The organism is Myroides sp. LJL119, from assembly GCF_054871605.1.
This window is the reverse complement of sequence record NZ_JBTXLO010000005.1, coordinates 93,375-108,800: the sequence shown is the minus strand read 5'-3', so window position 1 is coordinate 108,800 and position 15,426 is coordinate 93,375. Positions and strand designations below refer to the sequence as shown.

At 30.4% G+C, this 15,426-nt stretch carries 7 protein-coding genes; 3 read left to right on the top strand and 4 right to left on the bottom strand.

Features of this window, described 5'->3' with window-relative positions:
• Positions 1-16 precede the first annotated feature (16 nt).
• Positions 17-319 (top strand): DUF6520 family protein, encoded by a 303-nt coding sequence (locus tag ACYSNV_RS07980; protein WP_461762037.1) that lies wholly within the window; start codon positions 17-19, stop codon positions 317-319.
• Between the two features lie 15 nt (positions 320-334).
• On the opposite strand, the gene ACYSNV_RS07975 is transcribed toward ACYSNV_RS07980, so the two are convergent.
• From ACYSNV_RS07975 to ACYSNV_RS07965, 3 genes are all read right to left on the bottom strand, one after another.
• Complete coding sequence (locus ACYSNV_RS07975) at positions 335-2,806, bottom strand: alpha/beta hydrolase family protein (RefSeq protein WP_461762036.1); 2,472 nt, start codon at positions 2,804-2,806, stop codon at positions 335-337.
• 103 nt (positions 2,807-2,909) lie between these two features.
• Entirely contained in the window at positions 2,910-4,274 is a 1,365-nt protein-coding gene (locus tag ACYSNV_RS07970; protein ID WP_461762035.1) for a RagB/SusD family nutrient uptake outer membrane protein, read from the bottom strand.
• A 12-nt stretch (positions 4,275-4,286) separates the two neighbouring features.
• Positions 4,287-7,334 (bottom strand): SusC/RagA family TonB-linked outer membrane protein, encoded by a 3,048-nt coding sequence (locus ACYSNV_RS07965; RefSeq protein ID WP_461762034.1) that lies wholly within the window; start codon positions 7,332-7,334, stop codon positions 4,287-4,289.
• Between the two features lie 1,704 nt (positions 7,335-9,038).
• Between ACYSNV_RS07965 and ACYSNV_RS07960 the strand changes: the two genes are divergently transcribed.
• Positions 9,039-9,548 carry a hypothetical protein gene (locus tag ACYSNV_RS07960; protein WP_461762033.1) on the top strand — a complete coding sequence of 170 codons (510 nt, stop codon included), beginning with the start codon at positions 9,039-9,041 and terminating at the stop codon, positions 9,546-9,548.
• A 1,472-nt stretch (positions 9,549-11,020) separates the two neighbouring features.
• Positions 11,021-12,697, top strand: a complete 1,677-nt coding sequence (locus ACYSNV_RS07955; RefSeq protein WP_461762032.1) for a hypothetical protein — start codon at positions 11,021-11,023, stop codon at positions 12,695-12,697.
• Between the two features lie 92 nt (positions 12,698-12,789).
• On the opposite strand, the gene ACYSNV_RS07950 is transcribed toward ACYSNV_RS07955, so the two are convergent.
• Positions 12,790-15,417 carry a hypothetical protein gene (locus tag ACYSNV_RS07950; RefSeq protein ID WP_461762031.1) on the bottom strand — a complete coding sequence of 876 codons (2,628 nt, stop codon included), beginning with the start codon at positions 15,415-15,417 and terminating at the stop codon, positions 12,790-12,792.
• Between the last annotated feature and the right edge of the window lie 9 nt (positions 15,418-15,426).

Genomic DNA, 15,426 nt, shown 5'->3' with positions numbered 1-15,426 from the left:
TTAAAATTTAATTATTATGTTTAAATTAATTAAAAAAGCAAGGTTACAAATCGCAGTATTTGTTCTTGCAATTGGAGGAGCATTTGCAACAAATGCAATGTCTGGTAACTCTTTATCGCAAGTGGATGCCTATCAACGAATTGACTCTCAAGGATTTGATTGTGTTGTTTTAGAGTTTACTTGTGATACTGATGGGAATTTACCATGTACATATGTTACTGATGTAGGGAATGAAAGTGTATATGGCTTACACGAAGATCCGATTACGCAAGAAATTAAGTGTTCATTACCTTTGTATGAACCTAGAATAGATATGTAATTATATATGACGCCCTTAATTGGGCGTCATTCTATTTTTATCAAACTCCGTAAATTGTATTATCCAGTCGTGATGTTTCCCTTTTAAAAAATGATCATACCAATTTAATATCCTTTTAGTTAAATCTTTTCTGTTTTCTATATTTTGTATCCCATGTCCTTCATTTTTGTATACTAATGAAATATGGGGCTTCTTATAACGTAACATGCCAATAAAAAGTTCTTTAGTTTGTTCCCAGTCTATATTTTGATCCCTTTTTCCTGTGAATGAGAGGAGAGGCGTATCAATTTTATCCAGATAAAGAATAGGTGAGTTGCTTAAAAACTTTTCTTTATTAGAAAAAAAAGCGCCCATGTTATATTGTCCATTCTCGAATTGGAATAAGAAGGGAGATGAGAAATCATTGTTAAAGGAAAAATATGATCTTACTAGATCAACATTTGCATTACCACTAACAGCAGCTTTAAATAAATTAGTCTGAGTAATTATAAAATTGACTTCATATCCACCATGAGAAATACCGTAAATTCCTAGACTTAACTTGTCAATTGATTTCTCTTGCTTTAGTACCGTTTTTAAGCTTTCTTCAACACAGTTTAAAGCTGATAGTCCTGTACCGTCTTTACTATCTAAAATATCCGGAAAAAAAACAAAATAACCGTTTTTTAAAAAAGTGTCGACGTTGAAACCTCCATCTTGAAACTTAGGGTAAGTAAAAGTATTTGCTAAATGTTGTTGAAATTGGTAAATATGTACAATTAAAGGATATTTCTCATCACTATTAAAGTTTTCAGGATAGAATAAAGTTCCTTTTAGATTGTTAGAGTATTTATCTTTAAAATTTATATCTTTTTGTTTTTTCCAATTATATATTTCTTCCGGAAAATAGGATGAACCCACTTTTTTGTTTGCCCCGTTTTTGTTTTTGTAAATTGACGGCGGAATATTAAAGTTCTCTGAGGTATATATTATTGTATTATAGTCCTCACTATGATATATGTCGTAGATTCGATCTTTTGTATTGAATAAAATATTCTCTTGTTCATTAGATTGCAGTTTATAAAGCGAAAAAGTATTATTAGTCATATTAAATTCATGTACAATTAATGTTTCTGCATTCTTTAAAACTCTAGAATGTAGTTGGTGAAAACCAATATGCCGTATAGTTTTGTTTTCAATCTTAAAGCGTAAATTATCTTTTTTACTTTCTTTTATTGTTATGAAAGTCTGTAGTAATGTATCATATTTAATAAGTTTTGAATTTACCGAGAAGATAAAAAAACGTTCATCTATTGTCCAATATCTAATTTGATCTTTGAAAATTTTGTAGGGATCAAAATTTATTTTTTTATATGCGTATTCAGCTTCAATTTTCTCTTTGATTACGTTATATATAATTACTTTATTAGAAGTATAATATACAAAGTAGTTGCCAAATGTCGACAAACTAGTTGTATTTAATGGATCGGGTTGGGCTTTTACTATTGTATTAACTTTATTGGTAGATGGGTTATAAATACTGATATCTCGTTTTCTAGCCGAATATAAATTAGTGTAATCATAGTATTGATGATTATCATAAAATATAATTAAGCCATTACCTAGTGCCAGCGAGGATTGATCCTTTAAAATATCAATTTCGTAAATTTTTAATGGATTTGTTTCATAGATGTTTGTTAATGAGTTGTATATGTTAGAAGAGTCAGATTCAAAATTAATCTGACTTACTTTGCGATTATTTGTACTCCATATCCCAAGTTCGTTAACATTATAGTCTTTTTGAGTAGAAATATATGTTTTTGTTAATTTAAATGATGTTGGAGATATTGCTTCTATATTGTTATACGAGTAGATACTATCTAGTTTTATTAGGGCTTGTGTGTTTTTTTCATAGTTTAGAAAAGTAAGGAAAGGAATTTTTCGGTTATTTTTCCCAGTTGGATTTAAAAATGCTACAGGAAAGTTTTTATCCCATAGTACACTTGATATTATGTAGTTAATCTTATTTTTTTTATTGATATTCAAAGACTTTAAATCGATAATTTCTAAATTTTTCTGGGGATTTTTACTCTGATATATTAATATAGACATTTCCTCATTTAGATCAAGTAGTGAGGTTTGATTGATTGGTTTTTCCCAAACTGTATATATGGTATTATCTTTCGTTATTTTTAATAATTTAAAAGAATTAAATGTGTCATCTTGTAACAGTATTAGTGATTCGTTAGTTATAAAATATAGATTTTTAGATGATATGTTTTCTAAATTAATATTTAACCTTGTTTTTAAGTTGAAGATATTTAAAATTTTACTTGATTTATCATACGAAATGGAATGATTTTCAAAAAAAGCATTTTTCTTTCCTAATTTAGTTATTTTTTGATTGGAATTATTAGTGTTTACTAAGTAGGTACTATCTTTCGTAATATTAAATTGATCTTTTTTATGAATAAAAAGCCATTCACCATCGGAGCTTAATGCGTTCATTTGTACATTAAACACGTTGTTAAAAATAGAATCAGTAGGCAGGTTTTGTGGATAAAAATCATATGTTACAAAAAAGAAAGTATAACATAAGATATAGAAATATTTACTCATTGATAGAATTTAGATTAGGATTAAGTGAAGTCTCTCGTTCTGGATAAGGGAATAAGGAGTGATCATCTTGCCAGTTAGGTTTTGTATTTTTTAGTGTGTTGAGTTTATTGTTACGTTTGAGGTCGAAGAATCTTTTTCCTCTTTCTAAAAAAAACTCTTTTCTGCTTTCATCTAACATTTCTTGAATGACCTGCTCTTTGGTTAATGAGTTTGGTAGTGCCTTAGTAATCCCTGCTTTTTGCCTTAATTGATTTAAGATAGGTATTGCCTGTTTTTCTTTTTCTTGATATATTAGAGATTCTATTAGTAAGAAGTAAGCTTCTTCAATTCGAAACATTATTGAAAACTCATCTGTATTTGGAGAAAGTGCATTTTTATATTTGTTGCTATATGGAAGATTTTTGAGAGGGTAGACATTAGTCCAGGCTTCTTTTCTTAGATCTGAATTTGAAAAAGAATTATATAATGATGAGGATAAGCAAAACTGAGGTGAGGAGGTGCGAATAATGAATGTTCTCGCCTCCCAGGTGGCAGCAGTACTGTTACTATTACTAATTTGCCATATCGTACTTCTGGAGTTATTTTTAAAAACTAAATTTAGTTCTGTTTCGAGTTTGTATTCAGGATTGTTTACAGCTTTAGAAGCATACAGCTCTGCTTGCTCGTATTTTTTTTGCAGTAAGTAATTAGTGGATAGTAGTATTTCTGCTACTATTTTGGTTGGATAAAATTTATTTATAGATCTGCTTGTATAAGTCAACCCTTCATTTGCTATTAATAGATCCTTCTCTATTAATAATAAACAATCCATATAGTCAGTTTTTTTTAAGACTGTATTTGTTTTATGATCTGTGGAAGTTGTGTATGGAATACTTCCAAATAGTTGTATCAATGTTTGATAATATAGTGCTCTAAGTAAATACGCCTCTGCAAGAAAGATATTTTTTTTGTTATCAGGTAAAGCTTCGGATTTTTCAAGTCCCTCTATAAATGAGTTAATTGAATAAATATTAGAGTAAGAGTTATTCCATAATGTTGCAATGATTGCCGTGTTTTCTGCTATGTTATTAGTGTATAGTAAGTAGTTTGATGAGGTAACAGAGGTAGATAAAGACTCTAATTCATCTGTATATAGCCCAAGAGTTGTACTTAATCCCGACGCTCCACCCGTAAACGGGGAAGTCTCGCGAATATCTGAATAAAGTGAGGATAGGGCTGATGTTATTGTTTCTTCTGTCTTGAAAATATTTTCTGTATTGGTTTGATCTGTAGGTAGATCTATTTCTATTAAACTTTCACATGAAATGGAAGTGGTAATTAAAATAAAAAAGAAAATGTGTGTTATTATATTTTTCATATTACTAGTAGTTTAAAATGTGATTTGAATTCCAAAAGAGAATGTTTTTAATGGGGGTAGGTAACCTATAGCAGTAAATTCAGGATCTAATCCAAAATAATTTGTAATTGTTAAGAGGTTTTGTCCTTGAATATATAGTTTTACATCTTTTTTTGATAATTGTGTTTGATAGCTTATCGAAATATTTTTCAGTCGGATATAAGATGCATCTGAAATGGTAGCTGAACTACTTATAAATGAAGAAAAACTAGTTAATAGACTACTGTTTGTTCCAGAGGTAGGCTTGCCATAGTTATAATTTTCGGAAGTATCATTCCAATATGACAGAACTTCAACTGGCATGTTATTTAAAGAACCTAAAAGTGGAATGTATGCATTGTAATTATAGTTGACTTGCTTTACAAACTGAAGTAAGAAGTCAAAATGGAATTTTTTATAATTTATGGAATTAGAGAAGCCACCATAATACTTTTTCTCAATTTCATGAAGACTTTGTGCATCAATTGGTGACGTTATTTTTGAATCGTTATTATAATCAGTAAATGAATAGTTGCCATTAACTTTATCTATACCTTCAAAATAGAATCGTTTTACCAAGTTTGTACTTTTACCCACTATATAGGTATTTGCATATGTAGAGCTTTCTAAATCTGGAAAAGAAATCAAGGTGTTTTTTGGAAATGATATATTAAATGCAGTAGTCCATTTGAAGTTTTTTGTATTTATAACTTTTGAAGAAATGTTAATTTCCCATCCTTTGTTTTCAACTTTAGCTGGAAGATTATCCTGCATAGATAAAAACCCCGTAGTTCCTGGTAGAGGAACACCTACTAATTGATTTGTAGATATATTTCTGTACCATGCTAATTCAAGAAACATGTTGCGGTTTATAAATTCTAGTTCTAAAGCAACCTCACTTTTAGTTGTTTTTTCCCAACTAAAAGTTGGATTATGTAATCTGGATGGTGCTAAACCGGGAATATCATCATAGGTTGCTGTTTTTACACTATATGAATCTAGATATTGATAGTCTCCAATGTTGTCACTTCCAGAAGTACCCCAACTACTTCTAAGTTTTGCAAAGTTGAGAAAGGAATTATCTTTTAAAAAATTTTCATTTGAAATAATCCAAGCCATACCAATTGCACCGAAATTCCCAAACTTTTGATTAGAACCAAACCGTGATGAACCATCTCGTCTTCCCGTAATATTTAGTAAATATTTGCTATTGTAGTCAAGATTAATTCTAGAAAATATAGCAGTGTACTTGTATTGAAGATTAGCACTTTGAGAAATGGTTTTATTTTTTGAAGCCGCTATATTCCATATGAAATCATTACTCTGAAATCCTTCACCTAGTAAATGGAGTGCATCTGTTTCATTATTCTGGTATGTGAAACCAACTAATGCATTTATATTTAGACTTTTACTTATTTGTGGAGAAAACAATATTTGCGGTTCTAATATATAATTTTTATTAGTTCTTACTGTGTTTTGTGATTTGGATTGTGCTGATGTATAATTTAAGTCAGGATTGTAAATTGTATGTGGTGTAATCCTGTTCTCTTCCGTATTTGTACTTGTATATCCAGTTATCATTTTAAGAGTTAAGTTTTTATTTACTTTGAAACTAAAGTCAGCCTTAAGTAATAACATGCTACTATTATTTCTATAAGTTTCAAACATATTTGCAATTGGATTATTGTTAGCAGGAAAGTTCCAATTTAATGCTCCATTTTGATTATATAAAGATGGAGCATTAGGCGGCATAGTTAAGGCTGTCTTTGTTAAATCATTTGCAATAAGGTTGTTAGATTGTATAGAGTAGTTTGTTATAGTGTTTAGGGAAAATTTATTATCTAAGCTATTATGTATAAGATTAAGTAAAAAAGTATGTCTTTTATAGCCATTGTCTGTTGGAAAAACTGTAGTTTGGTTATCATTGTTATATGAAGTGAAGAAAGTGGTATTATTATTTCCGCCTCTTATAGATAATTGATAGTTTTGACTTCTTGCAGTATTTCCTATAAGTAACTTTTGCCAATCTGTGTAACTATCTTTGTCCCATTCACCGTTTAAGTCTAAGGCAGAATTTGGAAAAGTAGTTATATTGTCATTTTTAAAAGCTTCCTCTCTTATCTGATTAAATTGATATGTGTTCAAAAGTTTCATTTTATTTGCTACGGTACTAAAAGAGGAGGCAGACGAAAGTGAAATTTTAAGATCATTTGATTTGTTTTTTTTAGTTGTAATAAGTACTACTCCATTAGCACCTCTTGAACCATAAATGGCTGTAGCATCCGCATCTTTTAAGATCTCAATGCTTTCGATATCATTTGGATTTAAAGTGTTTAAAATATTAGTATCACTTAAAGGCAAGATCGAGTTTGATAAGGTTGAGTTAAGAAGGTTTGTATTGGGAATAGCCAGTCCGTCAATTATATATAATGGAGCATTCCCATTCAGGGAATTATTTTGATATTTTCTCAAACTATTTCTTCCTCTTATTTCAATATTAAATCCTGACCCTGGCACACCGGAGTTTTGAGTGATATCTACACCTGCCATTCTTCCTTGTATTGCTTGCAGTGGATTTAATACTGGTTGATGTTCTATATCCTTAGCAGTCACTCTTGCTATACTTCCTGTTCTTTCTCTGTCTTTAACTGTATAATATCCTGCATTTACAACAATCTCATCTAGTTGTTGAGTATCTTGATCTAAGGTGATATTTAGTGTTTTTTGATTTGTAATGATGATCTTTTTACTTATATATCCTATATATGAAAACTCAAGGATGTCTCCTGGTTTTATTTGTATAGAGTAATTACCATCTGCGTCGGTTAAAGTTGAATTGCTACTTGCTTTATCTTGTACAATAACACCTGGTAAAACTCCTGATTCGTCCGATACAACACCGGTGATTGTAATTTTATTTTGATAAATTATTTTTGAATCTTCTTCCTGACTCTTAGCTTGGAGTAAATTTGGATAAAAACATAGGCTTAATAAGACCATAGCTATCCTATATCCATAAAATGGAATTGATTTTGATTTCATAATATTCTTTTAATTTTGGTTGGTTTAGTCTTTTTAATTTTATTTCTAAAACTGTATTTAACTACAGTTAAAGTTTGGTTTAGCTATCAAACCTTATAAAAGCAGGAAGAGTTCTTTTGAGGTATGTAAAGACTTTTATTTAAAAGGAGGGTTGCTTTTCTAAGCTATATCGGATATAAAAAATACAAAAAAATAGACTTTTTATATTTAATAACTGGTTATCCTAATGTTATTTATTAAACGAAGCTATAGTTATAGTCTTAGGAAGACTTTTTACTCGATTAGCTCATTTCTTCAATTTTTTATTAACATTTTCACGTTAGTAAAGAGATATCCTATATGCTAGGATTGCGAATTATGTAAAGTAGTTTTGGAATCATAGGCATTTTACTTTTAAACCTTTGGATTGGAATTTTATAATTGGGGATGGTTAATGAGCAAATGCTTGTTATATTAGGACATGTCGATAGATTATAACAATCCTTGCAACACCAATCCATCCCGATAATATATATAAATTTCCAGCAATTTAATTTTAAAAACCCCTCTCTACTATTTTATAATATGAAGTAGAGAGAAGGTATAGTCTAGCATGTGCGCTGTTCAAAATCCCTTTGAACTTGACGCATGAGTTGTGTTAAGTACTTGTTGTTGTAGTAATTTCACCTAACTATTAAAAACCTTTATGAAATCAGTACAGTACATTATTTCATTATTGGAACTACAGTGTAAGCAAGAGTTAATGTAAAGAGCTTTCCTAACAAAGCCTTTAACTAAAGCCTTGCATACCAACAAGTGTTTAATTCATAATTGTTTTCCTTGATTTAATGGTTAAACAAGTTTTATGGTTGTAATAAAATAATAATTGAAAAATTTCGAAAACTTCGATGTACGTATTATGTTCTTGCACACAGCAAGGCATAAGTGGCTAGTAATAAGCACTACTTACGAATGGTTCTATAAGGACTTCAGGTAAGCCCTTTTTCCAAACTATAATTATAGTTTGTCGTATTTTAAGCTTTAAAGATTCTCTTCTTTAAAGACTATGATTTTCATAGAACAATCTGATAGAGTAACCAGACTGTCCTTGATGATTTTTATGTTCTTTATAAAAATAATTTTCAAATAATATCCTATTAGGAAAACACGTGTAAAGGAATTACTTTTATGGTTCGAGATAATAATAAATACCTTTTACAAGATGTAATGAAAATCATTAATAATCAGAGCAAAGGAGAAAGTGTATTAAAAAAGGATACATCATTTTTTATGCACTTAACCCAAATGAGAGTGAATTTTATTTAAAACAGATTAAAGACAACTTTTTGAGTTGTCATCACCAAGTGATATAAAATAAAAAATCGCTCACATATTTTATATGAACGATGATTTCTTGAGTTATAATAAACCGGACTTGTGTATAATACAAGGAGCGGCTCACACTCTAGACCCTGGCCTGACCAACCAATGTTTCACCTAAAGTATACGTGAGTACCGCTCACATGTAATTACAAAAGTATAAAACTTTTTTACATGGAGCGACATCACGATTTTTCTTGGTGAATGAAATGGTCAGTTTCGGGTCAAGAAAACATCGTTGTAAAAGTCTAAGACTATTACTGTCTCTAATAATTAATTCAAATATAGTAATTTTTTCTTTATCTGCAAATTTTAAAGAAAAAGAAAATTGTTAAAGTTTTTGCCATGATTGATAGGTTTAAGAAAGAAGGAGCTAAGAATGTTTCTATTTATATTTTAAAACAAAAACAGGACAATAGTTTATCTAATGTTAGGTTAAGTGACTTATTAGGAGTTAATGCGAGTTCTATTACGAAAATTTTACAAGGGAAAAAGCAGGGGGTTAAGGCTAGTTTTTTTTATAATCTATATAAATCATTCAATGTAAATTTTGTAAGTCTTGCGGAGGTTATATATCCCGGTATTTTAAGTGATGATTATCCAGGAAAGATCCCTGTGATGGTTGAGCGCAAACGAAATGATTTTGGGAAATTTATGATGAAGTTTGAATCTACAAAAACTAAGACTCGTAATCTAAGTGAACTTACAGGTATTGATGTTATTAGGTTGGATAATTTATATTATTCAGATGCTTCTTTACAAGCTTATGAGCTAATTCTTATCGAAAAAGCCATAGGTAAAAAGCCAGGTGAGTTATTTGAATTGTATTTTGGTAATAATGAGCAATTGAAATAGGGGGATAAAAAAGTCGTTTAAGAGCTTGACCATCAATTTGGTTTTAGAAGAGTTTATTATGGGTTTTGTTTAATTAGATCTAATCCAAACTCTAGTTGGTTATCCTTTGAATAAAGAAATTTTGTAAGCTTTGACAGATTGTACAGTTTTGAATAACTCCTCTTGCATGTTTTGATAAGAATTTCAACACATCTTGAGTAATGTTATTAACGGAAAAAGTAGTTACCATTTCACGGTGAGGTAGTATATAACTTAACGCAGTATGTCTATTATGGTCGTAGTAACCAGTCTCCGGTTTTATGTTTGCAGTAATTGATTTAGTTATGGCAAAGAAAATTATTATAAAACGATAATTAGCAATTATAGCATGTCTTGGTTTTGAGATTTACCAGGTCAAAACATTGTCTTATTAAAAGTCACCATATAAAAGACTGGTAATCAAGGTTATCATCTTCAATAGAAAGACTATCTAGATCACAGTTGAATTTTTTTTGCTGGATTTTCAAGTTCTTCTCATAATATTGGTTCTCTGCGCTATAGGGTATTGCTATTTTAAGAAGTTTAGGAATTTGGCGAAAGGACTTTTTCCCACTTTGTAATTTGAAAAAATTAAGCTAAGCGGTACACAATATGAAAAATATATAGGGGATTCTGTCTTAAGAATATTATTTGTTAAGCTTAAGAATATTATTTGTTAAGTCTTTATTTTTGATGGCTCCTAAAGGGTCATACTGCTTAAGAGAATTCTAAAAATCTGTCTTCTAGGATAAAAAGATGAGCAAGGTCTTTTTTAGTGGTAGGCGTATATAACATATTGGCCCTTATGGCGTTGATAAAAAAATAAGAATTCTACATAACTTATTGAAGTACCAACCACTGTTTTGTCTCTTTGGAGGATTGGGCATTGTGTTGTTTTAATTATTCGCATGCCTTGCATAGCTTTTCGTATTTCATAGGCAAAGGACATAAGTACTTTAGATCTTTGTTGCTGTTGAATCCATGGTTTAGTAGAATTGGCATAGTCATTTATATCAAATTTATAGATCCAAGCATATAGTTTTCAAAATCAGAACAATCTGCTGATATTTCAATACCAATTCCATTTTTAGTAGGAGAAAAATCTAACATTGAATTAAAGGTAAAAGCATTAAACATTAGTATTATCTTAAATATACTTAAATCTTTATTTCAAATACATATTGTAGAGAAGTTATTTTTTATTTAAAAACTCCAAAGGATGCTTGTTGTTTATTTAAAGGTTACAGTAGCTTGGGCTGCCTTGTTATTTATGTTTTTTGTTGTTTGCTACCGGTAAAATCTAATTCTGGATAGCGGTTTTTTCAATGACAAGTATATTTTTCAATGGCAAGAGTATTGTTGTAAGTAGGTGTATTTCAGTTATTTTCACCTGGGATTAGTGTAGATGTGTTTTTTAAAATATATATTTGTCTTTAAAGCAATATTTTTAGGTTATGACTTTACTTCAATATTTAAAACAGGCAAGTAATACAGAGCTGCGTAGTATTGGTAAATTACCTATTCGCGAGCTAGAGAGTGAGTCACCAGGTCATTGGGTATGTTTTGTTGATCAAAAGCTAGCAAGCTACGATGTACAGCTCGTTTTACAGGGTAAGAAGATACACACGATAAGCTGTGATTGTCAAAGTGAATCAGACTTATGTGTACATAAGTTTCGCATGGTCATGGAGTTAAATGAAGTTTTAGAGGGGAGCCAAAGTCAAGAAAAAAAACCTGTCTTAAAAAATGTAAAGACTGCTAAATTAACCATTAGTGAGCAGTTACTTAATCAGACCGATCCAGCTTTAGTTTACCAGTGGTTGCAGCAGCACTTTAAAAAGGATAAAGAGTTAGAGAAGAATTTTGTTCTTACTTTCCAAAGTGAAAAACAAGTGGAATATACCCCGCAACAAGTTGAACAAATTATTGAGCAGGCCTATAATGTTGTTATTGGTAAGAAGAAAAAAGCAGATGCAGCTTTGATTAAAAATCTAGTTGAAATGCTAGAATTGTCTTTAAAACCAGTAGATAAGTATTTAATGATGAGCGTTAATCAGTCTATAAGCTTACAGATAGTAGCTAGAATTGTTTTACAAATCTCACACTTTAGATATAAAGTAGATTACTCCTCAAAACGTCTAAGTAATTTTATAGATCAGTTTTTAAATACATTTTTGGGTTATGTTTATAATTTAAAAGACAGCTCCACGGTTGAACGAATCTTAAATGATATGGTAAAATACATTGAGAGCAATCGTGTAAATAGCCAGTATGAACCGGTTTATTTAAAGATGTTCTTTACTTTTATTACCTTATCAAAAATGGAATATAAATCAGTGGTTGTTCCTTTAATTATAAGACTTCTACAGGGTAAAGAAAATACTGATTTTAACGATATTACCCTACATCAATATGCTTTAACAACTTTTGTAGAGTATGATTTATTTAAGGAGTATTATCATTTATTTACTCCAATTCGCTACGAAAACACCTATAATATTTTTCTATTAGAGAACCTTTTACCTATCGATGTGGATTTAACAGAGCAATATGCCAATCAGATTATATCTTTAAATGTGCGTGCTCAGTACAATTTACCTTACTTTGGTATCTTAGCAGATATTTATATGGATAGGGGTGATTTAAAGCAACTGGCTAGATTGCAAATACAAACTTTTGATTCAAATTGTGATATAGAGGATTATTTGTATATAAAAGAACAGCTTGAATCTACCCCAGAGTTTAAAAACTTCAGAACTAGGTTACTCACAAGACTTCGCACAAGTAGCTTTGTTGAGATTTCAACTAGTTTACTTTATTTTCAAATACTACAAAGTGAGGGTAATTATGCAAAAATGCTTCAAGTTTTAGACAACACAGTTCCTCATGAAGTTATTTTGGAGATAGCCTCAGATCTGATGGTGTTTAACAGTGAATTGTTTTTAAAGAAAATACTCAAGTTGGGACAGCACCATAATTATAGAATAAATATCAATGGAGATTTAGCTAAATTTATAGTAGATAATTACCCCAAAGAAGAAGTGGTAAAGGGACTAGAGAAATTTCCTGCTGGATATGCTAGTTTAAATCAAGTTATCGAATACATGTTAGAAAGAGACGGTGATTACTAAATTATGACCATATCTCCCTTGATTTTAAAGTAGACAAAAAAATAGAACCTTGTGTGTGTGAAACGGTGTCTTTAAATAACAGACCATTGTTTTTAAAACGTGAGTTTAGCTCCTAGATTTAAATAACCCTGTAGCATGAGAATACTTCTTTGCTGGATGTAATTTTCTGTTGTATTAAGACTTTGCATTACCTTGTTTTTGTTTAAACTAAGTAAGTTGTTGGCTTGGATAAACATATGAAATTCAGGCTTTATTTTGTAGCTGAATTCAAATCCTATATCACTAAAGTGATCTTGTTTGAGGTTTGTTGTCTTGTAATAATTATACTCATATTTAACTTCCCACACAAGCTTATCGGCAAGTAACTCTCCAAATATTTTTACATTTGGTTTAAGGTGTGTATAGTTGGTTAACATGGAAGCTGTTTTAGTTTGGTTGTGGGACTTAACACCTTGTAAAACTATTCCTGCTTTTATATTAAAGTAACTTTGTTTAAAATAGCTTTGCATAAAAAGATCGTATTTACTAAAGGTTGTTTTAGTTATAGCATCTAAGGAGTTTATACTAGAGGTATTTTGTGTTTGGGCATAGAAAACCTGTAGGTTAGCTCCTAAGGGAAGTACACGGCTCTTTTTTTGTAAAAAAAGCAGTAAGGTAGAGGACTTCTCAAAATCGAAATAGCCATAGTAACTTGTAGAAACATCATTATTTATTTGACTCTTTAATCCAAGTGGATCTTTTACTTTGGAATACGTTATGGCCAATAATGCAAAGGTGTTTTTTAAAGGGTTCCCATAAGAAAGATTACCTTGAAGGCTACGAGTAAAAATATTTTTATAATTTAAAGTACTACCTAGAAAAATGCTTTGGTAGTCCTGGAGAATATCACTTTGGAAAAACGCATCGATATCTGGGGATTTTAGATTCTTTTTCATCTCGATATTTAAAGCGATATCTTGGTGTTTAAAGCTAGCTTTTAAATAAGGTAAAAAAACACTGTAACGGGTATTTGACCTTTGACTAAGCGTATTGTGGTTTGTTAGATAATCCGTTCCAATGTTAAACGTGATTTTGTTTTTAAATAATTTTTGATTGTAATACGCCCCTAAAATATAGTAGTTTTTATGTAATTTATCCAAACTAGCTGAGGGTAGGTTGTTGGCGTTTTCACCTTTTTGTAAGTCTTGTAATGCCGTGAGCTCAAAGCTAAGGGAAGCATTTTCAAATAAGTGGGTAAAACTAGCTTTACTCCCATAGGAATATAACTGTTTCTTGTTTGTTTGATTTAAATAAAGCGCATTTGATTCGTGGATGAACAAGGGTTTTTCTGATAAAAGAGAAAGGTCAGAATTTACAGAAGAAAAGTCGGTAAATAATAAAATTTGTGCTTGTGATTTTTTTGAAAAATTATATTTTAAAAGAGCGTTTACTCCAAAGCTATGCTCTTTATTAGTGTTGTTTTGTTCAATAAAGGAGTTTGTTTTTAAATCAAAATCAAGCTGATTGAAAAAACTTAAATCACGCGGATTTGTGCCTAAATAATAAGCCCCAAGATTCCAATAAAAGTCCTGTTCTTTTGCGTTTTTATAATTCATATAAAAGGAAGTAAAACTCGCTTTTTGGTTTGATTTTTGATCCTGGCTGGTTTGCGGACTTTGTGGTAAATAAAAGCTTTGCAAGATCTGTTGATGGTATTGCTGATTTAGGTAGCTCATAAAACCTTGAATTTCCAGTGAGCGATCTTCACTGTAATCTATGGTGTAGTTTAAAGCTATTGCCTTGTGTGTTTTTTGTTTAGCATCTTTATCATTATTTAAAAAATCTGGAGTTTTTACATTATTAAAAAAAGAAGCTCTGCTTTGGTTTAAAAGTGCTTTACCTGATTTATTTAATATGGCTTTATAATCCTTAGGGGTAAACAAACTTTGGTTAATATTATTGATGTCCGCTAAAAAACTAAGTTTACTTTTTTTATGAAAACCATAGAGATTTCCTTTGCCTTGATAGTGCTTAGAAAAGTCACCTTGCCCAAGTAATTCTATATTGTTTTTGTTTTTATACTCTTGTTTTATTTGCAGGTTGACAGCTGTTTTTCCTGTGGAAAAATCATTTTGTTCCCCTTTTTCTTTGTAATTGGTTAGTACCTGTACTGCTTCTAGAATATCTGCTTTTAAATGTTCGGTGGCTAGTTGATGATTATCTCCATAAAAGGGAGATCCGTCAATTAATAAATGATCAATTACTCTACCTTGAAAAAGTATTTTTTTATTATCATCTATACTTATACCAGGTAGTTTTTCCAAAGCATCTTTTAATAAGACTTCACTACCGTTAAGTATTTTAGCAAGTGTGTAGGATATGGTGTCTTTTGTGCGGGTTACATCGTAATTATCACTTGTTATTGTGATTTCCTGCATTTGAGTGTATTTAGGCTCAAGGTGGATCACAATGGAGTCCGTGCTGTAGAGCGTTAGGCTTTTTTGTTGGTAGGATAAATGGGTAGTGAAGATTTGCAAAGGAAAAGCGCTGCCTTTAGTTTGTAGAGATAATTTGCCATTTTTATCACTCTGACCATAAGAAATAGGCTTGTTATCTTTTAATAGCTGCACTGTTGTTAACGCTATTGGGTTGTTTTGTGAATCTAGGATTTGTATGGGGATAGTTTGCCCATAGGTTTTTATACTAAAGATTAATAACCCAAAAAAGAATAGTACTCGCATAATAAAAAA

Bases quoted from the DNA above. Each gene is read 5' to 3' on its own strand.
- ACYSNV_RS07980 (WP_461762037.1), top strand. From the start codon at position 17: ATGTTTAAATTAATTAAAAAAGCAAGGTTACAAATCGCAGTATTTGTT.
- ACYSNV_RS07975 (WP_461762036.1), bottom strand. From the start codon at position 2,806: ATGAACGCATTAAGCTCCGATGGTGAATGGCTTTTTATTCATAAAAAA.
- ACYSNV_RS07970 (WP_461762035.1), bottom strand. From the start codon at position 4,274: ATGAAAAATATAATAACACACATTTTCTTTTTTATTTTAATTACCACT.
- ACYSNV_RS07965 (WP_461762034.1), bottom strand. From the start codon at position 7,334: ATGAAATCAAAATCAATTCCATTTTATGGATATAGGATAGCTATGGTC.
- ACYSNV_RS07960 (WP_461762033.1), top strand. From the start codon at position 9,039: ATGATTGATAGGTTTAAGAAAGAAGGAGCTAAGAATGTTTCTATTTAT.
- ACYSNV_RS07955 (WP_461762032.1), top strand. From the start codon at position 11,021: ATGACTTTACTTCAATATTTAAAACAGGCAAGTAATACAGAGCTGCGT.
- ACYSNV_RS07950 (WP_461762031.1), bottom strand. From the start codon at position 15,417: ATGCGAGTACTATTCTTTTTTGGGTTATTAATCTTTAGTATAAAAACC.